This window comes from Bradyrhizobium cosmicum, assembly GCF_007290395.2.
GTDB lineage: Bacteria > Pseudomonadota > Alphaproteobacteria > Rhizobiales > Xanthobacteraceae > Bradyrhizobium > Bradyrhizobium cosmicum.
Genome location: NZ_CP041656.2, coordinates 6,828,474 through 6,850,228, shown reverse-complemented (window position 1 = coordinate 6,850,228; position 21,755 = coordinate 6,828,474). Strand labels below are relative to the sequence as shown.

23 protein-coding genes, 1 tRNA gene and 1 pseudogene are annotated in these 21,755 nt (G+C 64.9%); 18 read left to right on the top strand and 7 right to left on the bottom strand.

The window, feature by feature from the left end; all coding sequences use genetic code 11:
- Positions 1 to 80 precede the first annotated feature (80 nt).
- The 3 genes from FNV92_RS32645 to FNV92_RS32635 all read right to left on the bottom strand — a co-directional run bounded on the left by FNV92_RS32645 (position 81) and on the right by FNV92_RS32635 (position 3,211).
- Positions 81 to 863: an alpha/beta fold hydrolase gene (locus FNV92_RS32645; protein WP_143843014.1), complete on the bottom strand. Its 783-nt coding sequence runs from the start codon at positions 861 to 863 to the stop codon at positions 81 to 83.
- A gap of 4 nt (positions 864 to 867) precedes the next feature.
- The gene (locus FNV92_RS32640; RefSeq protein ID WP_143843015.1) at positions 868 to 2,163 is read right to left on the bottom strand and encodes an O-acetylhomoserine aminocarboxypropyltransferase; all 1,296 of its coding nucleotides are present in this window, start codon (positions 2,161 to 2,163) and stop codon (positions 868 to 870) included.
- A 256-nt stretch (positions 2,164 to 2,419) separates the two neighbouring features.
- Positions 2,420 to 3,211 (bottom strand): IclR family transcriptional regulator, encoded by a 792-nt coding sequence (locus FNV92_RS32635; RefSeq protein ID WP_041748603.1) that lies wholly within the window; start codon positions 3,209 to 3,211, stop codon positions 2,420 to 2,422.
- Positions 3,212 to 3,341: 130 nt separating this feature from the next.
- Here FNV92_RS32635 and FNV92_RS32630 point away from each other — a divergent pair, with 130 nt between their 5' ends.
- The 7 genes from FNV92_RS32630 (at position 3,342) to FNV92_RS32600 (ending at position 8,581) form a co-directional block, all read left to right on the top strand.
- A complete protein-coding gene (locus FNV92_RS32630; RefSeq protein ID WP_143843016.1) occupies positions 3,342 to 4,307 on the top strand; it encodes a Bug family tripartite tricarboxylate transporter substrate binding protein in 966 nt (321 codons plus the stop codon).
- Between the two features lie 3 nt (positions 4,308 to 4,310).
- Positions 4,311 to 4,928, top strand: a complete 618-nt coding sequence (locus tag FNV92_RS32625; RefSeq protein WP_143843017.1) for a flavin reductase family protein — start codon at positions 4,311 to 4,313, stop codon at positions 4,926 to 4,928.
- 53 nt (positions 4,929 to 4,981) lie between these two features.
- Positions 4,982 to 5,842: a fumarylacetoacetate hydrolase family protein gene (locus FNV92_RS32620; RefSeq protein ID WP_143843018.1), complete on the top strand. Its 861-nt coding sequence runs from the start codon at positions 4,982 to 4,984 to the stop codon at positions 5,840 to 5,842.
- A gap of 3 nt (positions 5,843 to 5,845) precedes the next feature.
- A complete protein-coding gene (gene hpaH, locus FNV92_RS32615) occupies positions 5,846 to 6,649 on the top strand; it encodes a 2-oxo-hept-4-ene-1,7-dioate hydratase (protein ID WP_143843019.1) in 804 nt (267 codons plus the stop codon).
- Positions 6,650 to 6,675: 26 nt separating this feature from the next.
- Entirely contained in the window at positions 6,676 to 7,068 is a 393-nt protein-coding gene (locus FNV92_RS32610) for a RidA family protein (RefSeq protein ID WP_143843020.1), read from the top strand.
- A gap of 12 nt (positions 7,069 to 7,080) precedes the next feature.
- On the top strand, positions 7,081 to 7,956 hold the full coding sequence (locus FNV92_RS32605) for an amidohydrolase family protein (RefSeq protein ID WP_143843021.1): 876 nt from the start codon (positions 7,081 to 7,083) through the stop codon (positions 7,954 to 7,956).
- A 79-nt stretch (positions 7,957 to 8,035) separates the two neighbouring features.
- Positions 8,036 to 8,581: a hypothetical protein gene (locus FNV92_RS32600; RefSeq protein ID WP_143843022.1), complete on the top strand. Its 546-nt coding sequence runs from the start codon at positions 8,036 to 8,038 to the stop codon at positions 8,579 to 8,581.
- On the opposite strand, the gene FNV92_RS32595 is transcribed toward FNV92_RS32600, so the two are convergent.
- Positions 8,582 to 9,589, bottom strand: a complete 1,008-nt coding sequence (locus FNV92_RS32595; RefSeq protein ID WP_143843023.1) for an LLM class flavin-dependent oxidoreductase — start codon at positions 9,587 to 9,589, stop codon at positions 8,582 to 8,584.
- Positions 9,590 to 9,786: 197 nt separating this feature from the next.
- Between FNV92_RS32595 and FNV92_RS32590 the strand changes: the two genes are divergently transcribed.
- The 3 genes from FNV92_RS32590 to FNV92_RS32580 all read left to right on the top strand — a co-directional run bounded on the left by FNV92_RS32590 (position 9,787) and on the right by FNV92_RS32580 (position 12,200).
- Positions 9,787 to 10,950, top strand: coding sequence for a mandelate racemase/muconate lactonizing enzyme family protein (locus tag FNV92_RS32590; protein ID WP_015688986.1), 1,164 nt, complete (start codon positions 9,787 to 9,789; stop codon positions 10,948 to 10,950).
- 118 nt (positions 10,951 to 11,068) lie between these two features.
- Positions 11,069 to 11,491, top strand: a complete 423-nt coding sequence (locus tag FNV92_RS32585; RefSeq protein ID WP_015688985.1) for an MgtC/SapB family protein — start codon at positions 11,069 to 11,071, stop codon at positions 11,489 to 11,491.
- Positions 11,492 to 11,681: 190 nt separating this feature from the next.
- On the top strand, positions 11,682 to 12,200 hold the full coding sequence (locus FNV92_RS32580) for a Crp/Fnr family transcriptional regulator (protein WP_143843024.1): 519 nt from the start codon (positions 11,682 to 11,684) through the stop codon (positions 12,198 to 12,200).
- A 76-nt stretch (positions 12,201 to 12,276) separates the two neighbouring features.
- On the opposite strand, the gene FNV92_RS32575 is transcribed toward FNV92_RS32580, so the two are convergent.
- Positions 12,277 to 12,699 (bottom strand): GNAT family N-acetyltransferase, encoded by a 423-nt coding sequence (locus FNV92_RS32575; protein ID WP_143843025.1) that lies wholly within the window; start codon positions 12,697 to 12,699, stop codon positions 12,277 to 12,279.
- 983 nt (positions 12,700 to 13,682) lie between these two features.
- Between FNV92_RS32575 and FNV92_RS32570 the strand changes: the two genes are divergently transcribed.
- Positions 13,683 to 14,702: an outer membrane protein gene (locus FNV92_RS32570; RefSeq protein ID WP_041748602.1), complete on the top strand. Its 1,020-nt coding sequence runs from the start codon at positions 13,683 to 13,685 to the stop codon at positions 14,700 to 14,702.
- Positions 14,703 to 14,786: 84 nt separating this feature from the next.
- On the opposite strand, the gene FNV92_RS32565 is transcribed toward FNV92_RS32570, so the two are convergent.
- Positions 14,787 to 14,861, bottom strand: a tRNA-Thr gene (locus FNV92_RS32565).
- Positions 14,862 to 15,189: 328 nt separating this feature from the next.
- Between FNV92_RS32565 and FNV92_RS32560 the strand changes: the two genes are divergently transcribed.
- The 5 genes from FNV92_RS32560 to FNV92_RS32540 all read left to right on the top strand — a co-directional run bounded on the left by FNV92_RS32560 (position 15,190) and on the right by FNV92_RS32540 (position 19,348).
- Positions 15,190 to 15,390 (top strand): hypothetical protein, encoded by a 201-nt coding sequence (locus FNV92_RS32560; RefSeq protein WP_143843026.1) that lies wholly within the window; start codon positions 15,190 to 15,192, stop codon positions 15,388 to 15,390.
- A gap of 27 nt (positions 15,391 to 15,417) precedes the next feature.
- Positions 15,418 to 17,136 (top strand): FAD-dependent oxidoreductase, encoded by a 1,719-nt coding sequence (locus FNV92_RS32555; protein ID WP_143843027.1) that lies wholly within the window; start codon positions 15,418 to 15,420, stop codon positions 17,134 to 17,136.
- A gap of 212 nt (positions 17,137 to 17,348) precedes the next feature.
- The gene (locus tag FNV92_RS32550; protein ID WP_143843028.1) at positions 17,349 to 17,657 is read left to right on the top strand and encodes an EthD family reductase; all 309 of its coding nucleotides are present in this window, start codon (positions 17,349 to 17,351) and stop codon (positions 17,655 to 17,657) included.
- 232 nt (positions 17,658 to 17,889) lie between these two features.
- Positions 17,890 to 18,399, top strand: a complete 510-nt coding sequence (locus tag FNV92_RS32545; protein WP_041748601.1) for a hypothetical protein — start codon at positions 17,890 to 17,892, stop codon at positions 18,397 to 18,399.
- 124 nt (positions 18,400 to 18,523) lie between these two features.
- Entirely contained in the window at positions 18,524 to 19,348 is an 825-nt protein-coding gene (locus FNV92_RS32540; protein WP_143843029.1) for an alpha/beta fold hydrolase, read from the top strand.
- Positions 19,349 to 19,360: 12 nt separating this feature from the next.
- Here the strand turns inward: FNV92_RS32540 and FNV92_RS32535 are convergent, their stop codons facing one another.
- The gene (locus FNV92_RS32535) at positions 19,361 to 20,014 is read right to left on the bottom strand and encodes a TetR/AcrR family transcriptional regulator (protein WP_143843030.1); all 654 of its coding nucleotides are present in this window, start codon (positions 20,012 to 20,014) and stop codon (positions 19,361 to 19,363) included.
- A gap of 82 nt (positions 20,015 to 20,096) precedes the next feature.
- Between FNV92_RS32535 and FNV92_RS32530 the strand changes: the two genes are divergently transcribed.
- The gene (locus FNV92_RS32530) at positions 20,097 to 21,035 is read left to right on the top strand and encodes an SDR family oxidoreductase (protein ID WP_143843031.1); all 939 of its coding nucleotides are present in this window, start codon (positions 20,097 to 20,099) and stop codon (positions 21,033 to 21,035) included.
- A gap of 26 nt (positions 21,036 to 21,061) precedes the next feature.
- Positions 21,062 to 21,720 (top strand): annotated as a pseudogene (locus FNV92_RS32525) (Rossmann-fold NAD(P)-binding domain-containing protein).
- Positions 21,721 to 21,755 lie beyond the last annotated feature (35 nt).

The following is a 21,755-nucleotide window of genomic DNA, read 5'->3' as shown; positions in this document are numbered from 1 at the left end:
GGCATCCACGTTCTTCGCTCCGCGTGGCCAGACGTGGATGGCCGGGACAAGCCCGGCCATGACGCTCGTGGCTTGGGTCGTCAGCCTCGCAGCGCTGCCAGCAACTCATCCGGGCGCTCGGCCATGATCATGTGGCCGGCGCCCGGCACCACGACGGTCTTCGCATGCGGGATCGCCGCCGCAAGCGCCTTGCCGGCCTTCGCCGGTGTCATCATGTCGCGTTCACCGAGGATGAGCGTGGTCGGCACCTTCACGCTCGCGGCAGCGGTCAGCGCATTCGCGTAGGCGTTGCAGGCGGACAGATCCTTGAACAGGACGCCCGGCTCGCAATGCTTCAGCACAGCCTGCGCCCCGCCGTGCATCCACAGGCCCGGCGCGAGGCTGCCGCCGAGCTCGGCATTGAAGCCGAGGCCCCAGATCGAGACCATGTCGTTGGCGTCCTGCGAGTTGGCCTCGGCGGCCTTGAGCAGGTCGGGGCCGACCGTCATGGTCGCGGCGGTGCCGATCAGGCTCAGTGCGGAGACCTTGCCGGGATGGCGCGCGGCGGTCTCCAGCGAGATCAGCGATCCCATGGAGTGGCCGATCAGGTGTGCTTTCGCCACGCCGGCGGCATCGAGCAATGCTGCGGTCCAGTCGGCCATCTCCGCGATGGATGACAGCGAAGGCCCGGCCGAGCGGCCGTGGCCGGGCATGTCAGGCGCCAGCACGCCAAAGCCGTGATGGGCGAACCAGCGCGTATGCAGCGCCCAGGTCGAACGGTCGAAGCCGGCGCCGTGGATGAAGACCACCGCGGGCAGGGACTTGTCGAATTCGCGGCCGCCGGTTGCGACAAACACCTCGGCGCCGTTGACGGAGAGCTTCATGGTCTCAAACCTTTTGCGAGATGCGCAGCGCCTGGGAGAGATCGTCGATGATGTCTGAGGCCGTCTCGATGCCGACCGACAGCCGCACCAGTTCCTCGCCGATGCCGGCCGCCTTGAGCTGCTCGGCGTCCATCTGTTGATGCGTGGTCGAGGCGGGGTGGATCACCAGCGTCTTGGCGTCGCCGACATTGGCAAGATGGCTGATCATGCGCAGCGATTCGATGAACTTGCGTCCCGCGGGCCGCCCGCCCTTGATGCCGAAGGAGACGATCGAGCCGGCGCCGCGCGGCAGCAATTGCTTTGCCAGCTGATAGTCCGCGTGGTCTTCCATCGAGGGATGCAGCACCCAGTCGACGGCCTTGTTCGACTTCAGGGCTTCCAGCACGAGGTGCGTATTCTGGATGTGGCGGTCCATGCGCACGCCCAGCGTCTCGACGCCCTGCAGCAGCTGGAATGCGTTGGTCGGCGACAGGCAGGCGCCGAAATCGCGCAGGCCTTCGGTGCGCGCACGCATGATGAAGGCGGCGGTGCCGAACTGCTCGTCGAAGACGATGCCGTGATAGCCGCCATAGGGCTCGGTCAGCACGCCGAACTTTCCGGACGCACGCCAGTCGAAGTGGCCGCCGTCGATGAGGGCGCCGCCGATCGCGATGCCGTGGCCGCCGATCCATTTTGTCGCCGAGTGCATCACGATGTCGGCCCCGAGCTCGATCGGGCGGCTGAGATAGGGCGTGGCAAAGGTGTTATCGATCAGCAGCGGAATCTTCGCGTCATGCGCGATCGCTGCGACCTTGGGGATGTCGAGCACTTCGAGCCCGGGATTGCCGATGGTCTCGCCGATCACCAGCTTCGTGTTCGGCTTGATCGCTGCGCGGAACGCGTCGTGGTCGCGCGGCTTCACGAAGGTGGTGGTGATGCCGAAGCGCGGCAGCGTGTGCGCCAGGAGGTTGATGGTGCCGCCATAGAGCGAGCTCGATGCCACGATGTGATCGCCGGCATTGAGCAATGTCGCGATGGCCAGATGCAGCGCGGCCATGCCGCTCGCGGTGCAGATCGCGCCGACGCCGCCCTCCAGCGCCGCGAGCCGCTCCTCCAGCACGCCGGTGGTCGGGTTCGAAATGCGCGTGTAGATGTGGCCGGCGCGCTCCAGGTTGAACAGAGCGGCGGCGTGGTCGGAATCCTGGAACACGTAGGACGTGGTCTGGTAGATCGGCACAGCGCGGGCGCCGGTCGCGGGATCCGGATGCTGGCCCGCATGCAGGCTCAGGGTCTCGAAGGCAGGCGGTTTCGGCGCGGGCATGCTTGGCCTCGTGGGTCGGTCGGCGATGGCGGCCCTTGTGCCACAAAATGGCGGGCCAAGTCAGCCCATTGACAGCGGTGGCGCGCCCCCTCTCCCCGCTTGCGGGGAGAGGGTTGGGGTGAGGGGGATTCTCCGCGGGGACGGTGAGAGTTGAGTTTGCGGAGACTCCCCCTCACCCGGAATTTGCACGCAAATTCCGGCCTCTCCCCGCAGGCGGGGAGAGGCGAAGAAGCGCCGTCCGTGTTAGCCGACAGCGCTAACCCCGTATCGCCTGCTCGATGATCCGCGCCTCGCGCAGTAGGATCTCCGCAACCTCCTGCTCCCGCCTTGGCCCGAGCCTCGTCCGAACGGCGGAGACGGTCATCGCTGCGGCCGGCTGCCCATCCGGGGTCTTGATCCAGGTCGAGATCGACTTGGTGCCCTGCACGAGGCCGATTTCTCTCATATTGTATCCACGCTTCCGCGCCGTCGTGACCTGGCTCATCACCGACGCAGCGTCGGTCTGGTAGGCTTCGAATCTCTTCTCGTTGGCTGCGACGATTTTTCGCGCATCCGGAGCCGGCATCGCGGCGAGGATGGCGACGCCGGCGCTGCTGACGCCGAGCGGCCGGCGCGCGCCGACCTCGATCGACAGCACCTGGATCGGATAGATGCCGATCCTGCGATCGACGCATAGCGTGTCGTTGCCGGTCCGCATCGTCAGGAACAGCGTGTCGCCGATCTCGGTGGAGGCGCGCCGCAGCGACGGACTGGCGGCGACCAGCAGCCGCGACGGCCGCGCTCGCGCAAGCGCCAGTTCAGGCACCTGGTTTCCGATCGCGTAGCGGCCGGTTCTGTCGTGCCGTTCCACGATGCCTTCCTCGATCAGCACGTGGATGATGCGATGCACGGTCGGACGTGTGAGGCCGGTGGCGCGTACGACCTCGGCCAATGGCACACCATCTTCACGGCCTGCGGCAAGAATGCGCAGCACCGCGAGCGCGCGCCGGATTGCCTGCGCGCCTTGTCGCGGTTCGACCGCTGATTTTGACAAAGCTCTCTTGTCCATAATATGGACAAGAACGCCACAATTCACTCGACAGGTAAAGCCCGCATCTGGAGATTGCGCTTCCGTTGGGATGCCCTGCACGACGTCGGGGCACTCGCATGGAAATTGGAAGCGCCGTCGGGAGGTTAACATGAGATTAATCTGGATTGCCATCGCCGCTGTCACTGCGATGCTGGCTGGGTCCGCTTCGGCCCAGCAATGGCCGGCGCGCAGCGTCAAGCTGATCGTGCCTTATCCGGCCGGCGGCAATGTCGACAGCGCGGCGCGCATCGTCGCCGACAAGCTCCAGGAAAAGCTCGGCCAGCCCTTCATCATCGAGAACAAGGCCGGCGCCGGCGGCATGATCGCGGGCGAAGCCTTCGCCAAGTCGGCGCCCGACGGCTACACGCTGTTCGTCGGCGCCAACGGCCCGGTGCTGTTTGCGACCGAGATCAACAAGCGCGAAGCCTATAACTGGAAAAAGGACTTCATGCCGATCTCGACGATCTCGATGACGCCGCTGGTGCTCGAGGTCCATCCGTCGGTGCAGGCCAACACTTTCAAAGAATTCATCGAGCTCGCCAAGCGCGACCCCGGCAAGCTGACCATGGCCTCGCCGGGCCCCGGCACCACCAACCATCTGCTCAGCGAGCTGATGCAGTCTAGCCTCGAGCTGCAATGGGTCACCGCGCACTACCGCGGCAACGCGCCTGCGATCAACGATCTGCTCGGCGGCCAGGTGCAGTTTGCATTCGACCAGCTCACGGTCAGCCTGCAGCACATCAAGGCCGGCCTGTTCCGCGCACTCGCCGTCACCAGTCCGCACCGCCTGAAGTCGCTGCCTGACGTCCCGACCTTCGCCGAGCTCGGCTACAAGGACTTTGATGGTCAGACCTTCACCGGCCTGTTCGCGCCCGCGGGCACGCCGGCGCCTGTCATCGACAAGCTGCACGAGACGCTGGTCGCGATCCTGAAAGACCCCGGCGTGGTCGACAAGTTCGAGAAGCTCGGCGGCGAAGCCGTCGCGATGACGCCGGGCGAGTTCAAGGCCTATCTCGAGCGCGAGGACGCCAAGTGGATCCCGGTCGTGCGCAAGGCCAACATCAAGGCTGATTGAGCAATGCGGATCGACCCCACCGAGCTCGGCGCGGAGCGCATCTACCGGCTGATGACCGGCATCGTGGTGCCGCGCCCGATCGCCTGGGTGACGAGCCTGTCGCGCTCCAGCGTGCTCAACCTCGCGCCGTTCAGCGCCTTCACCTTCGTCTCGCAGAAGCCGCCGATGCTTGCCATCAGCGTCGGCCGCAAGGGCGCAAACTACAAAGACACCGCGCACAACATCCTCGATACAGAGGAATATGTGATCCATATCGCCGACACCCCGCTGATGTCCGCGGTGCACGACAGCTCCGTCGAGCATCCCCCTGAAGTCAGCGAGGTCGAGCATCTCGGGCTGGAGACGCTCGCGAGCGAGCGCATCAAGGTGCCGCGGCTGGCTGCAGCGCCGGTCGCGATGGAGTGCCGCTTCCGGCAGTGCCTCGAATTCGGCGATGCCAAGAGCCGGCTGATCGTCGGCGAGGTCGTGATGTTCCATCTGCGCGACGGTCTCGTGAACGACGGCAAGGTCGAGACCAAGGCGCTCGACCCGATCGCGCGTATCGGCGGACCGCGCTATGCCAGCCTCGGCGAGATCGTGACGCTGAACACCGTCTTCCAGACGCCCAAATCGAAAGACTGAGCGACCGGCGCATTGCGCTGCCTCAGTGCCTGAAGTCCATTGGAGAAACCGACATGCGACTCGTAAGCTATCTCTTGGACGGAGAGCCACGCTACGGCGCCGCCGTCGAAGGCGGTGTGGTTGATCTGACGAAGCGGATCGGCCGCGACTTCTCCGACGTGAAGGCGCTGATCGCGGCCAACGCGCTGGCCGATGCGCAGGAGGCGGCGGCCGGGCAGAAGCCCGACCACGCGCTGGACAAGCTCGTCCTGCTGCCGCCGGTGCTCGCTCCCGAAAAGCTCTGGTGCATCGGCGTCAATTACGCCGAGCGCAACGCGGAATATAAGGACAGCTCCGACCTGCCCAAATATCCCAGCCTGTTCGTGCGCAGCATGTCCTCGATGACAGGCTCCGGCCAGCCGCTGGAGAAGCCAAAGGTCTCCGAGCAGCTCGACTACGAGGGCGAGCTCGTCATCGTGATCGGTCAGGGCGGTCGCCACATCCCGCGCGAGGAAGCGTGGTCGCACATCTTCGGCATGACCCTGTGCAACGAGGGAACGGTCCGCGACTGGCTGCGCCACGGCAAGTTCAACGTCACGCAGGGCAAGAATTTCGATCGCTCCGGCAGCATCGGCCCGTGGATCGTGACGGCGGAAGAGCTCGATCCGCGCGGTCCCCACGACATCATCACGCGCGTCAACGGCGAGGTGCGGCAGCAGGACACGACCGAACGGCTGATGTTCCCGTTCGATTATCTGATCTCTTATCTCTCGACCTTCGCGACGCTGAAGCCCGGCGACATGATCGTGACGGGCACGCCGACGGGGGCCGGCGTTCGCTTCGATCCGCCGCGCTGGCTGAAGGTCGGTGACGTCGTCGAGGTCGAGTCGAGCCGCATCGGCGTGCTGCGCAACACCGTTGCTGCGGAGCAATAGATCATGCTCGACACCGCCACGATCGAACGTCTCGCCGCGCGGCTCGATGAGGCCGAGCGCACCAAAACGCTGATCACGATGTTCACCAAGGACTATCCCGATTTCAGCATCGAGGATGCCTATGCGATCCAGCGCGCCTGGACCAAACTGCAGCTCGGCCGCGGCCGCGTCATCAAGGGCCACAAGATCGGTCTGACCTCGAAGGCGATGCAGAACGCGGTCGGCATCTCCGAGCCCGATTACGGCGTGCTGTTCGCCGACATGTTCTATGCCGACGCCACGCCGATCCCGTTCGATCGTTTCCACGCGCCGCGGATCGAGGTCGAGCTCGCTTTCGTGCTGAAGGCGCCGCTGCGCGGGCCGGACTGCACCATCTTCGACGTGCTCAATGCCACCGACTATGTCACGCCCGCGCTGGAAATCCTGGAGACGCGCATGCACCGCGTCGATCCCGAGACCGGGAAGCCGCGCAAGGTGATGGATACGATCTCGGACAACGCCGCCAACGCCGCGCTGGTGCTGGGCGGCCGGCCGTTCCGCCCGATGGATGCCGACCTGCGCTGGATCGGCGCGCTGCTGTTCCGCAACGGCGAGGTCGAGGAGACCGGGCTCGCCGCCGGCGTGCTCAACCATCCCGCCAACGGCATCGCCTGGCTTGCCAACCGCCTCGCGCCGCACGACGAACATCTCGCGGCAGGCGAAGTGGTGTTGGCGGGATCGTTCACGCGTCCGGTCGATATCCGCCGCGGCGACACTTTCCATGCCGACTACGGCAGCTTCGGCTCGGTGTCGTGCCAGTTCGTCTGAACCAATAAACAGAGAGGGAGCGCACCATGACGGGTGAATCGCGGCGCAAGAGCATCCATATTGGCGGCTTCAAGCACGCCAATCCGATTCCGAACGCTTGCCGCATCGGCGGTCTCGTGATGTCCGGCGTCATCCTCGGCCGCGACGCGGCCGGCGTGATGCCGGAGAGTCTCGACGCCCAATGCGCCAACATGTTCGCGCATATGAAGGCGACGGTGGAGGCCGCCGGCGGCACCACGGACGACATCATCAAGATGACGGTGTGGCTGAAGGACCGCACGCAGCGCGGTCCGGTTAATGTCGAATGGCTCAAGATGTTTCCGGACGAGCATTCGCGCCCGGCGCGCCACGCGCTACCGATGGACACCATGGACGGCGGCGCGCTGGTGCAGTGCGACTTCACTGCCGTGATCGACTGAGGGAGCTTGCGCATGCCGACCTATCTGCCGTTCGACCCAAATCCGCGCCGCCCAGTCAAGGCGCCGCCGCCAAAGACCGTCGACAGCCAGTTTCACGTGCTCGGGCCCATCGACAAATATCCGGAGCGTCCCGGCGCGGCCTACCGGATGCCGAGCGCGACCTGGGAGGCGGCGCTGCGCGTGCACAAGACGCTCGGCATCGAGCGCGGCATCATCGTGCAGACCACGACCTATGGCGCGGACCATTCCGTCGTGCTCGACGGCCTCGCCGCGATGGGTCCGAACTATCGCGGCTGCGCCAACGCGCTGGTGTTCGCGGAGGCGAACGACGCTTATCTGGCAAAACTCCATGACGCCGGCGTGCGCGGCGCGCGCTTCAGCTTCCGCCAGGAGCTCGGCGCCGTGCTGTCGGATGCCGATTTCGCCCGCGCCATCGCACGCATCCGCGAGCTCGGCTGGTACGTCAAGATCCAGCCGGAAAAGCACGGCATCATCTCCAGCGTCGCCAAATACGAGAATCTCGACGTGCCTGTGCTGATCGACCACATGGCGCGTCCGGTGCCGTCGAATGGCAAGGACGATCCGAACCTGCGCAAGATGCTGGAGCTGCTCAAGAAGGGCAATTTCTGGGTGATGCTGTCGCTCGGCGAGAAGACCTCGCAGGCCGGCCCGCCCTATGACGACGTGATCCCGATCGCGCGCAGCTATATCGAGGCCGCACTCGACCGCTGCGTCTGGGCCAGCGACTGGCCGCACCCGGTCTCCGTCAAGCAGCCGCCCAACGACGCCGACCTGCTCGAACTGATGTTCCGCTTCGCGTACGACCAGGCCGAGCTGGAGAAGATTCTTGTGCACAATCCGGCCAAGCTGTTCGGCTTTCCGGATTAGAACCAACACGCGTCCTAGGCGATACGCTCAATCCCGGCTAGAAATTCGCAACGGATGCGTCAGGGGCGGAGCGGCAACCATGCCGGGATGGACCACGCGGCTGATTGTTGCACTGCTCGTTCTGCCGGTGTTGCCCCCGGGATCTGTGTCGGCTGCTCCGGCACCGCTGCGTGGCATCTCCGTCGACCTGTCGTGGACGGACAGCCGCACGGAGAAATTCCTGGATACCGGCGAGGAAAAGCCGGGCCATCAGACGTCCCAGGTCCTGCTCTACATCAGCGAGCAGGGCCGCTTCTTCAGCCGCTTCAACAGGGTCGCGAAGGGCAACAACAACCGTCTTGTCAACGCGGCCGTCTCCGGCGAGGGAAAGTCGGTGCTGAACTGGCGCTTCGAAGGCCGCAGCGTTGCCGCCGACCAGAAGTTTGCCGGTTCGGGCGCGCGGCGTATCGTCGTCTCGTTCAGTGACGACGCGTCCTCCTGCTCGCTTCGCGTCGTTCACGGCAAGGAAGGCAGCGCGCCCATCCGCTATCCCGGATTGACGTCGCATCGGCCGATCGAGCTTGTCCGCATCGAGGTGACCAACACCACTTGCCAGGTCCGCCAGGGTAACGCGTTCGGCCAGTGATCATGCCGCCGGCTGCTTCGCCAGCCGATCGCGAACCTCGGCGGCGATCTCGAACGAGCGCAGCCGCGCGGCGTGGTCGTAGATCTGCCCCGTGGTCATCAGCTCGTCCGCGCCGGTCTCCGCGATCAGCGCCTTCAGCTTCTCTTCGATGACATCCGGCGAGCCGACCGCGGAGCAGGACAGCGACTGGCCGACCATGGCCTTCTCTGCCGGCGACCACAGCGCGTCCATGTCGTCGACCGGCGGCGGCAACTGGCCCGGCGTGCCGCGGCGTAGGTTGATGAACTGCTGCTGCAGCGAGGTGAACATACGCCGTGCCTCGTCGTCGGTGTCGGCCGCGAACACGTTGACGCCGACCATCGCATAGGGCTTGTCGAGCTGTGCCGACGGCGCGAAGCGCGACCGGTACTCGCGCAGCGCCGGCATCATCATCTGCGGCGCGAAATGCGAGGCGAACGCGAAGGGCAGGCCGAGCATGCCGGCAAGCTGCGCGCCAAACGTGCTCGATCCCAGGATCCAGAGCGGCACCTTCGTTCCCATGCCTGGCACGGCGCGGATCGCCTGGTTCGGCTCCACGTCGCCGAGCAGCGCCTGCAATTCCAGCACATCATGTGGAAAATTCTCGGAAGCCGTTGCAAGATCGCGCCGCATCGCCCGCGCGGTGAACTGGTCTGTGCCCGGCGCCCGCCCGAGCCCGAGATCGATCCGCCCGGGATAGAGCGATTCCAGCGTGCCGAACTGCTCGGCGATGACCAGCGGCGAATGGTTCGGCAGCATCACGCCGCCGGAGCCGACGCGGATCGTCTTGGTGCCGCCCGCGACATGTCCGATCACCACCGACGTCGCGGCGCTTGCGATCCCCGTCATGTTGTGATGCTCGGCCAGCCAGAACCGTTTGTAGCCCCAGGCCTCGGCATGGCGGGCGAGATCGAGCGAATTGGCAAACGCCTGCGCCGCAGTGCTGCCCTGACGGATCGGAGCGAGGTCGAGCACGGAGAAGGGGATCATGCGAGGGGTCCGGATGGAGGGCGTTGGAGAGCAGACTTCACATGTAGGCGTCGGCTCTCAAAATGGTAGTGCATCTGGCCCCATTGGAGCCTCGAATCGAAGATGTTCCCGGATCCTTCCTGGAAAGAAGATGAATGACAGCGCCTGCGCGGCCGCGATAGACAATGCAGCCTTATCACGAAGCCCGGAGACTCCCCATGCGCATCGTCGACGTCCGCGAGATCACCAAGCCGATCGCGTCCCCGATCCGGAACGCCTATATCGACTTCTCGAAGATGACGGCGAGCCTCGTCGCCGTCGTCACCGACGTCGAGCGCGACGGACGGCGCGTGGTCGGTTACGGCTTCAACTCCAACGGCCGCTACGGCCAGGGCGGGCTGATCCGCGAGCGGTTCCGCAATCGCATCCTTGAAGCCGAGCCGAAGAGCGTCCTCAACGAGGCCGGCGACAATCTCGATCCGCACAAGCTCTGGGCGGCGATGATGAGCAATGAGAAGCCCGGCGGGCACGGCGAGCGCTCGGTTGCGGTCGGCACGCTCGACATGGCGATCTGGGACGCCACGGCCAAGATCGCGGGCAAGCCGCTGTTCCGGCTGCTCGCCGAGCAGAAGGGGCTGGAGGCCAATCCGCGCGTGTTCGTCTATGCGGCCGGCGGCTACTATTATCCGGGCAAGGACAACACGGCGCTGCGCGCCGAGATGCGTGGCTACCTCGATCGCGGCTACAACGTCGTCAAGATGAAGATCGGCGGTGCGCCCATCGACGACGATCAGCGCCGCATCGAAGCGGTGCTGTCCGAGATAGGGTCGCAGGCGCAGCTCGCCGTCGATGCGAACGGCCGGTTCGACCTCGAGACCGGCATCGCCTATGCGAAGATGCTCCGGCAGTATCCGCTGTTCTGGTACGAGGAGGTCGGCGATCCCCTCGACTACGCGCTCCAGGCCGCGCTCTCCGAATTCTATCCGGGCTCGATGGCGACCGGCGAGAACCTGTTCTCGCACCAGGACGCGCGCAATTTGTTGCGCTACGGCGGCATGCGGCCGGACCGCGACTGGCTGCAGTTCGACTGCGCGCTGTCCTATGGCCTCGTCGAATATCTGCGCACCCTCGACGTGCTGCACCAGTTCGGCTGGTCGCCCTCGCGCTGTGTCCCGCATGGCGGTCACCAGATGTCGCTCAACATCGCCGCCGGCCTCGGCCTCGGCGGCAACGAGAGCTACCCCGATCTGTTCCAGCCCTATGGCGGCTTCCCTGATGGCGTGAAGGTCGAAGCCGGCCACATCGTCATGCCGGAGCTGCCCGGCATCGGCTTCGAGGGCAAGTCGGACCTGATCAAGGTGATGCGCGAGTTGGCGGAGTAGGCGGCTCTTCCCTTTACTGCCCCATGCGGCAAATCAGCCCGTCCTGAAACCATCCGCCGCCCGGCCGCGTTGCAGGCCGGCTTGATTTTGATGGCTGCTTTGGTTGCGGGGATTTGCTTTGGATAGATTCAACATCGGCGTACATGTCGTCGCGCTGGCGGCCGCGTTCGCGCTCGCTATTCCGATCGGTTGGGACCGCGAGAAGCGGGCGCGGAGCGCGGGTTTGCGCACCTTTCCGCTGGTTGCAATGGCAAGCTGCGGCTTCGTGCAGGCCAGCGAAAGTCTGCTGGTGCATTCGCCTGACGGCATGGCCAAGGTGATCGAGGGCCTCATCACCGGCATCGGCTTCATCGGCGGCGGTGCGATCCTCAAGCAGGGCAATTCGGTGCAGGGCACCGCGACGGCCGCAAGCCTGTGGGCCACCGGCGCCATCGGCGTCTCCGTCGGGCTCGGTGCCTACGATGTCGCGGTGACGGTCGCGGTGTTCACGTTCCTGACGCTTCGATTGCTGACGCTGGCCAAGGAAGAGGCTGACCTCTGACCACATGAGCAGCGAGCGCAGGATGGGTCGAGCGAACAGCGAAACCCATCGCTCTCATGGAATTGATGCGTTTCGCTTGCGCTCACCCCATCCTACGAGACGCTTGCTGGCGCCTTGTTCGAGCTCGGGCGTTGTCAGTGCGATATCCGCTCTGCTTGCCGCAGATGGCAATGGAGCGTATCCTCGCGCGATGGTTGTCAGTGCCGCTGATATGAAGGCGTTCCTGCTCACGACGCCGTTCTTCGGCGGTCTGTCGGACCCGAGTCTCGACCTGCTGATGTCGATGCTGGTCGAGTGCCGCTTTGAGGCCGGCGCGACCGTTGTGGCGGAAGACGAGCCGGGCCGCTCGATGTTCATCGTCAAGTCCGGCCGGCTGGCGGTGAGCAAGCGGGCGGATGCAGGAAGCGTCCCGATTTCCGTTCTGGAGCCCGGCGACTTCTTCGGCGAGATGACGCTGATTGAAATGCAGAACCGCTCCGCCACGGTGGTCGCGGAGAGCCCGACGGTGCTGTATGAGCTGACCGCCCAAAAGCTCTACGCCTACTACAAGGCCGATATCCACGCCTACGTGATCGTCCTGCAGAATATCAACCGCGAGCTTTGCCGACGCTTGCGCCGGGCAGACGATCGATTCGCCGGGCATCAGGTGGGCAAAGACGAGGCTCCTGCGGATGAGTGGGCTGTAACTCCTCGCCCAATCCGACCGTAGCCCTCGCTCGCGCGATGTCCGCAAGTGAGCCAATTGAGGCATTTCTGTCGTGCTCGAACCTCAGTCGCCATCGCTGTCACTGAGCATCTCCGTCGAGTCGCTTTGACAGCCATACCGTCACGTGGCCGGGCGGGAGATCAGCAATTTGACCAAAGGCGGTAAAGCCGTGACGCTCGTAAAAGCCCGGCGCCTGAAAGGAGTAAGAGAAGAGATAGACACCGATGCAATCGCGGCTGCGGGCGAGATTCTCGACAGCGGTCAGAAGGCGCGTGCCTTCGCCGTTGCCGCGGGCTTCCGGCACTAAGGCTAGTATGTCCACATAGCACCAACAATGCGCGGTCCAGCCGAGAGCCCCTCCGACCACGACGTCGCTATCGTCGCGAACGACGAGATGAAATGGTTCGCGCGCAGTGGCCGGCGTGTGCAGATTGTTGTGTGATACGAGAATGTCGACGATGCGGTCAGCATCTTTCGGCGAGGTAAGCGGCCCGATAACCATCAAGACTCCTGAACACGGTGGTATCAATCGATGTTACAGCAGAGCCTGAATACTGTCATCGAAACTATAATTTGACGGCAGCGACTTCTGGATCTGGCCCCTAGCGGAAGTCTGCTCGATGTCCGTTGTGTCCCTTTCCAGAGGCAGGGCAACATACGGTCTTGGGTCTAAGATGTGCGCTAATCTGACCCGTCGGGCAAAACACCCCTGCATTGTGCAAAATCCCGTCAATCCCTCTCCACGAAAATATTCCACTTTACCGAAATTCGGAATTGCGGCACTATCTGCCCATCCCGGCCCGATGAGAGGGGCGATCGTACGTCGCAACGAACGTGGGTTGGGGTGCGGTGGACGCGGCAGCGTCGTGCGCGAGAGGCTAAGGGCAGGGCGGGTAGTCCCTGTGAGCCCGCAGCCGCGTGCGGACGAGCGACGCTGAAGCGTACGGCAAAACCGGGTCGTCCTGGCCGTCGTTGCTACGGTCAAGCCCTTGGCGGAGATGTGCGCGAGCCCAACCGGGCGGACGGCATCGTCAATTCGCGGGGCGAGGGAGGCCAGAGGGAAAGTTCGGCTCCCGGGAGAGCCCGGCATAAGCCGTCCGACCATCGCGCAGGGAAGGCCGGGTGTTTTCCGGCCCACCTGTTTTTCCGCCTGCGCATTTGCGTGTGCAAATTCTTCGCGCAGCGGATCACGGGTGCCAGCCGGCACCCGGCCTTCCCTGCGCCCTCTTCACAAGAGAGGGTGAAAGAGGAGCGCAAAACTCGGGCATTTCATGCCGCGAGAACGCGGCTTCATGCGTGAATTGAGAATGGCGCTGTCCAGCAGGATTGATGGAGCCGCGGACGCGTGTCGCTCAAAGTCCACACGCGTTCGAAATCTCCGGCCGACGTGCCTCAAACGGTCGCACCTGCGGTCGCGCCATCTTTGCGCTGTCCCGCCCAGGTTCCATAGTGCCATCGATGATTTGCAACCGGGCGGGGTATCAAATGACAGCGCGTAAATGTTTCATCGTGGCCGCGGGCTTGATGACGGCGAGCGCCGCCCATGCCGAAGACGTTCCGTCCAACGCCGAACTGTTTCGCATGCTGAAGGCGCAGCAGCAGACCATTTCCGAGCTGCGCGCAGAATTGAAGCAGGCCAAACAGGAGCGGCGCACGGCCGCGCCGAGAGAGGCGGCTGCACCGGCAGCCAGGCCGGCCGCGCGCGACGCCGTGAGGGAGACGGTGGCAGCAACCCCGCCGGCGCAGGCCTATGCGATGGTCACCAAGGGGCCCGCGGCCTCGCCGATGCGCGTCGGCGGCGCCTATGTCGGCGTTTTCGGCGGCGGCGGCAGTCGCGGCAACACCGACGTCAGCCAACTTGGCACCGCCTTTTTCATTGAGGCCGCCGGAGGTCCCATGGCCATCAATGCCACGGGGCGGACCAGCAGCGGCGGCGTCGGGTTCGGTGGCGCGCATCTCGGTTATGAGTGGTCGTATGGCGCGTATGTGCGGCCCGCTTTGGAGATCGAAGGTTTCTATCTGGCGGGCAACCAGCCGCGTGCGACACTGGTGAACCCCACGGACCGCCTTCCCGAGCACACCTTCGACAATACTTTCCCGATGCGCACCACGGTGCTTCTGGCGAACATGGTTGTCGGCTTCAACACGTCCTATCCAGGCATCACGCCCTATATCGGCGGCGGGATCGGGGCCGCCAACGTGTCCATCAACGGCGCCACATCCACCCAGACCGACCCGGCCGAGCCCGGCATCAACCACTTCAACGCGAGGCCGGACTCCTCAGCCTGGACCTTTGCGGCACAGGCCAAGGCCGGTGCGCGCTTCGCGCTCGGCAATAGCGGCGCTTATCTGTTCGGCGAGTACCGCTATCTGTATGTCGGCGACGTGAATCAGGTTTTCGGCTCCACCGTGGATCCCACTCACGCTCCGACCAGTCCGTGGACGGCCAGCTTCGGCGGCACATCCCACCATCTGGCGGCCGGCGGCATCGGCTTCGGCTTCTAGGAGAACAGGTGAGGGGCGGACAACACGTCCTGCCCCTCCAAGGGAGCAATCGGACAACAGAACAAGGCGATTTTCTGAGGAAACTGGTGCTGCCAGACAGGATTGAACTGTCGACCTCTCCATTACCAATGGAGTGCTCTACCACTGAGCTACGGCAGCATGTGCTGGGATGAGAATCGGCCGCCACAGGGGGCCTACCAAGCGGGCCGATATCTGCCACAAGCCCCCCTCCTGTGCAAGCTTGCTGGCCCCGCCAAAATGAGAAAATCGGGGCGATATCAGGTGCAAAACGCCTGTTTTGGCGCGAAACGACCGACTTTCCGCTGACTTTGCCGCTGATTTCGGTTCCGATGTCCCCGCCATCTGGCCAGTTGGCTGATGTCCCGGAGCTGGCCCATTTTGAGTTTCGCACGATCGGATGGGCGTGAGCCTCTTGAGCTGCCGCATTCCCTGGGCAAGTTATCGCGGATCGCTGTATGGACCCGTGATGGCTGACGAGAACGACAAGAGCGCGAGACCGGAATCGAGACAGGCGAGGGCGTCCCGGGACGATCGCCTGAAATCGGCGCTGCGCGAAAACCTGAAGCGGCGGAAGCTGCAGGCACGCGAGCGCGCCGCAACCGACGGCCCCTCGCAGAACGACGATGATTCCCTAAATGAGGGGGCCGCCGGCAAAACCGGCGCTTGAAACCGGCAGCTGGAATTTTTGGAGTGCATGGACGTGGCAAGCGGGCAGGACTATTCGCAACGAGCTGACAGTGACGCGCAGATGGCGCGGTTCACCCGCCCCGAACAGACCTTTCCGACGCTGACATCGGCCGAGATCGAGCGCATGCGCCACTTTGGCGAGGTCCGCAGCTACGCGGACGGTGAGTGGCTGTTCGAGACCGGCAAGCCCGGGCCGGGGATGTTCGTCGTGCTGAAGGGCCATGTCGCCATCACCCAGCGCGACGGGCTCGGCCATGTCACCCCGCTGATCGATCAGGGGCCGGGGCAATTTCTGGCCGAGCTCAGTCAGCTCTCCGGCCGGCCGGCGCTGGTCGATGGCCGCGCCGAAGGCGAGGTCGAGACGCTGCTGCTGCCGCCGGACCGGCTGCGCGCGCTGCTGGTCGCGGAGGCCGAGCTCGGCGAGCGCATCATGCGCGCGCTGATCCTGCGCCGGGTCAATCTGCTCCAGGCCGGCGTGGGCGGCGTGGTGCTGATCGGTCCCTCGCATTCGGCCGGCGTTGTGCGGCTGCAGGGGTTCCTCACCCGCAACGGCCAGCCGCATCATCTGCTCGATCCCGAGCGTGACCGCGACGCCGCCGACGTCATCGCACGTTACTCGCCCAAGCCGGAAGACTGGCCGCTGGTCGTCACGCCCGACGGTTCGGTGCTGCGCAATCCCGGCGAAACCGAAATCGCGCGCGCGATCGGCATGATCGGCGGCCCGCGCAACGATCGCATCTACGACGTCGCGATCGTCGGCTCCGGGCCTGCCGGGCTCGCCACCGCGGTGTATGCGGCTTCCGAAGGCCTTTCTGTCGCCGTGCTCGACGCCCGCGCCTTCGGCGGCCAGGCCGGGGCCAGCGCGCGCATCGAAAATTATCTGGGCTTTCCGACCGGCATCTCCGGCCTGGCCCTGACCGCGCGCGCCTTCAACCAGGCGCAGAAATTCGGCGCCGAGATCATGATCCCGGTCACGGTGAAGTCGCTCGACTGCACGCGCAAGGACGGCGCGTTTTCGGTGGCGCTCGACGGCAGCGATCCCTTGCGCTCGCGGTCGGTGGTGGTCGCGAGCGGCGCACGCTATCGCAGGCCGCAGATGGAGAACCTCGACAAGTTCGAGGGCCGCGGCGTCTGGTACTGGGCCTCGCCGGTCGAGGCGAAGCTGTGCTCCGGCGAAGAAGTGGCTTTGGTGGGGGCCGGCAATTCGGCGGGGCAGGCGGCCGTGTTCCTGTCGGGTCACGCCAAGAAGGTGCTGATGATCATCCGCGGCGGCGGTCTCGGCGCCAGCATGTCGCGCTATCTTATCGAGCGCATCGAGGCGACGCCGAACATCGAGCTGCTGTTCAACACCGAGATAACGTCGCTCGAGGGCGACGAGGCCTCGCTGCTGCGGCGCATCCGCTGGAAGAGCCGGCTGTCCGATGACGAGGATTTTGCCGACATCAGCAATCTCTTCCTGTTCGTCGGCGCCGATCCCGCCACCTCCTGGCTCGACGGCTGCGGCGTTACGCTCGATCGCGGCGGCTTCGTCGTGACAGGCGCGCAGTCCGAGCAGAACCAGGGCCGGCTCGTCGCGCCGCTCGAAACTTCCGTGCCCGGCGTCTACGCCGTCGGCGACGTCCGCTCCGGTTCCGTCAAGCGCGTCGGCGGCGCCATCGGCGAAGGCGCACAGGTCGTGGCCTCCCTGCACGGCTATCTCGGCGACGCCGCAAAACCGGCGCTATAGTCAAGAACAAGACAAGTAGATGGCAAGCGGATTTTGGCTTGCCATCCTGACGTGTCCCACAGACTATCTCCTCATCCTGAGGAGCGCGCATGGCACGCGTCTCGAAGGATGAAGGCCCGAATGCAACAGCCGGGCCCGCACGGTTCGAGACGGCGCTCGCGCGCCTCCTCACCATGAGGGTTTAACGGCAACAAACTCAAAGGGAGGACTCAATGGCCGAACTCGTCGTGCTCTACAAGACGCCCAAGGATGCTGCCGCCTTCGACAAGCATTATGCCGAGACCCACATTCCGCTCGCCAAGAAATTGCCGGGCCTGAAGAAATACGCCGTCAGCACCGGGCCGGTCGGTTCCCCTGCCGGGCCGTCCGGCATCCACCTCGTCGCAATCCTCACCTTCAACAGCGTGGCCGACATCCAGGCGGCTTTCGGCAGCGAAGCGGGCAAGGCCGCGGCGGGCGACGTGCCGAAGTTCGCCAGCGGCGGCGCCGACCTGCTGATCTTCGACACCAAGGAAGTCTGAGAATTCCGTCGCGTCGGTCCGCCGCTCGCGGGCCGACGTTGCACGATCGATGCGACTTTTGTCGAATCTTGCCGTTGATTGTGACAGCGCTGCAAAAAATTCAGCCATGTGTTTGTCGATTCGCACGACGACGCATGGCTGAGCACGAGCCTGTGACATTGCGCATGTAGCCATTCAATGAGGACCGTAATACTAATCCTGCGATCTCAACGCTGAGACTAGGAGAAACGCCGTGATGCTTGGACTGAGCCTGCCCGCCTTCACGATGGTCCATGTCATCATCAGCCTGATCGCCATCGCCGCCGGCCTCGTCGTGATGTTCGGCCTGCTCGGCTCGAAGCCGATGCCCGGCCTCACCGCGATCTTTCTGCTGTTCACGATCCTCACCAGCGCCACCGGCTTCCTGTTTCCGTTCAAGGAGCTGCTGCCGTCGCACATCATCGGCATCATCTCGCTGGTGCTGCTCGCGATCGCCTGCTTCGCGCTCTACGGCATGAAGCTTGGAGGCGTCTGGCGTCCGGTCTACATCGTAACCGCGATGATCTCGCTCTACTTCAACGTCTTCGTGCTGGTGATCCAGTCGTTCCTGAAGGTGCCGGCCCTCGCCGCGCTCGCCCCCGCCGTGCCGCCGAATCCGCCGGGAGGTCCCGTGTTCGCCGCGGTGCAGGGCATCGTGCTGGTGTTCTTCGTGGTGCTGACCATCGGCGCCTGGCGCCGCTTCAAGCCGATGGCGTTTGCCTGATCGCCCGATTGTCATTGTCCCCCCGCGGTGCGAGGCATCGCACTCCGGACATCGCACACCCATCTCAATGTTGCCGGCTCGCTCTTCGCGGGCCCCGGCACGATTTTCACTGAAGGAGCCATTCATGCCCACCATCACCACCAAGGACGGCGTCGAGATCTTTTTCAAGGATTGGGGGGCAGGCCAGCCGATCGTGTTCAGCCATGGCTGGCCGCTGTCGGCCGACGACTGGGACACGCAGATGATCTTCTTCGCCAACCACGGCTACCGCGTCATCGCCCATGACCGCCGTGGCCACGGCCGCTCGTCGCAGGTCTCCGATGGTCACGACATGGACCACTACGCCGACGATCTCGCGGCCGTGACGGCGCATCTCGACCTGAAGAACGCGATTCACGTCGGCCATTCCACCGGCGGCGGCGAGGTCGTGCACTACATTGCGCGCCACGGCGAGAGCCGGGTGGCGAAGGCCGCGATTCTCTCGGCGGTGCCGCCGTTGATGGTGCAGACGGCGGCCAATCCGGGCGGCCTGCCGAAGAGCGTGTTCGACGGTCTGCAGGCCCAGCTTGCCGCCAGCCGCACCGGATTCTACCGCGACCTCGCCTCCGGCCCGTTCTATGGCTACAACCGTCCCGGCGCAAAGCCGTCGGAAGCGGTGATCCAGAACTGGTGGCGCCAGGGCATGATGGGCGGCGCCAAGGCGCACTATGACGGCGTCGTCGCGTTCTCGCAGACCGACTTCACCGAGGACCTCAAGAAGATTACCGTTCCGGTGCTGGTGATGCACGGCGACGACGACCAGATCGTGCCTTACGCCGACTCCGCGCCGCTGTCGGCCAAGCTGCTCAAGAACGGCACGCTGAAGACCTACAAGGGTTTTCCGCACGGAATGCCGACCACGCACGCCGAGACCATCAACGCGGACCTGCTGGCGTTCTTCAAGGCATGAGGTTGAGGCACCTCACGTCAAGATCGCCCTGATCGCATCGAAGGTGCGCTTGACGAAAACGTCCGGCTTCTCGCGCGCACCTTCGCCGATCCAGCTCTCGCCGCCGACGCGCATCGCGCCGGTGGCGATCATTGCGACGAGCCGTGCCTTCAACCTGTCCGCTTTCGTCCTGGCGCGCTGCGCGAGCCCTTCGGCGAGTACCCGCTCGAGCTTCTCGTATTTCAGCTGGTCGCGGGCCTGAAGCGCGGGATTGTCGCGCTTGAGCCGCGACATCGCCGCAGCCTCCGCCGGGTCGATCCGCTTGAGCGCTGCCGCAATCGCATTCTCGGCTGCCGTCAGCATGGATTCGCCCGCGGGCCGCGCGACGATCTCGGCGACCAATGCGCTTGCCGCGCCCTCCTGCCAGGCGGCGACCACGTCTTCCTTGGAGGCGAAATAGTGGAAGAAGCTGCGTCGCGACACGTCCGCGGAGGCCGCGATGTCGTCGATGGTCGTGGCCTCGAAGCCGCGCTCCAGGAACAGCGCCATCGCCCCCCGGGTCAGCCGCTCGCGGGTCTCCTGCAGCTTGCGCTGGCGCAGGCCGGGGGCGTCAGGCGATTTTGCGCCTGCCGGCAAGGGCTTGGCGCTCTTCCTGACCGATTTCGCGGCGGGCTTCGAAACCTTCAAATTGTTTCACCTCTTGCAAAATTGCACTCAGTGCACATTTAGACCGGTCGCGGGCATTTTCCAGGCCGAACGGAGTTATGGCATGACCGACTGGACGACGGCAGACATCCCCTCTCTCAGCGGCAAGACCGCCGTCGTGACCGGAGCGACGGGCGGCCTCGGCTACGAGACGGCGATGGCGCTGGCCGGCGCCGGTGCCATTGTCATACTCACAGGGCGCAGCGACGCAAAGGGCCTGCGGGCCATCGAGGGCATTTGCGAGCGGTTTCCCAACGCCCTGATTGCCTATGAGCATCTCGACCTCGCAAGCCTCGCCTCCGTCGCCGGTTTCGCCAGGCGCTTTGCCGCCAGCAACGAGCAACTCGACCTCCTCGTCAACAATGCCGGCGTGATGGCGCTGCCTAAACGGCAGCAGACCGAGGACGGTTTCGAGATGCAGCTCGGCACCAATTATCTTGGCCATTATGTGCTGACGGCGCACCTGCTGCCGCAGCTTCGCCGTGCAAAGGGTGCGCGCGTCGTCAATCTCTCCAGTCTCGCGCACCGCTCCGGCGCCATCAATTTCGACGATCTGCAGAGCAAGCATTCCTATCGACCGTGGCGGGCGTATTGCCAGTCGAAACTGGCGATGCTGATGTTCGCACTTGAATTGCAGCGCCGCAGCCTCGCCGCCGGCTGGGGCCTGACCAGCCTTGCCGCCCATCCCGGCTATGCGCGGACCGATCTCATTTCGAACGGGCCGGGCGTCAACACGTTCCAGTCGCGCGTGAGCCGGTGGCTGCAACCCTTCATCAGCCAGTCTGCCGCCGAAGGCGCGCTGCCCACCCTGTTCGCGGCGACCTCGCCGGCTGCAGAGCCCGGCGGTTATTACGGTCCGAACTGGTTCTACGAATTGAAGGGGGCACCCACGGCGGCGAGGATCATGTCGCAGGCGAAGGATTTTGCCGCCGCCGCCATGCTGTGGGATGTCTCGGCAACCTTGACCGGTGTATCCTTCGACGAGATCGCGACCGCCGCATGAGCCGCGAGACCGTTGGGGGCGTCCCGATGCAAGTCATCATCTTCGGCGCGACCGGCATGGTCGGGCAGGGTGTGCTGCGCGAGTGCCCGATAGATCCCGGCATCGCGCGCGTGGTTGCGGTGGGCCGCAGCCCGACCGGCGTGCGCAACGCCAAGCTCACCGAGATCACGCACGGCGATTTCTGGGACTATTCGGCGATCGAGTCGCGGCTGACAGGCTTCGATGCCTGTTTCTTCTGTCTCGGCGTCTCTTCGATCGGCATGACCGAAGAGCGCTATCGCCATCTCACCTATGACCTGACGCTCGCCGCTGCGACCACGCTGGCGCGGCTCAATCCGCAGATGACCTTCACTTATGTCACCGGTGCCGGCACCGATTCCACCGAGCAGGGCTCGCGGATGTGGGCACGGGTCAAGGGCAAGACCGAGAACGATCTGCTCAAGCTGCCGTTCAAGGCGGCCTATATGTTCCGGCCCGGCGCGATCCAGCCTCTGCACGGCATCCGCTCCAAGACAGCCTGGGTGCAGGCGGTCTATACCGCAACCTGGCCGCTCTGGCCGGTGCTGCGCCGGATTTCGCCGCGTCTCGTCACCTCGACCGAGCAGATGGGCCGCGCCATGATCCATGTCGCCCGGGCCGGTTATCCCCGGAGGTGCTGGAGATGGAGGATATTAATAGCCTCTGATCCGCCGGCCCGTTAGTTTCGCGGAAATATCGGCG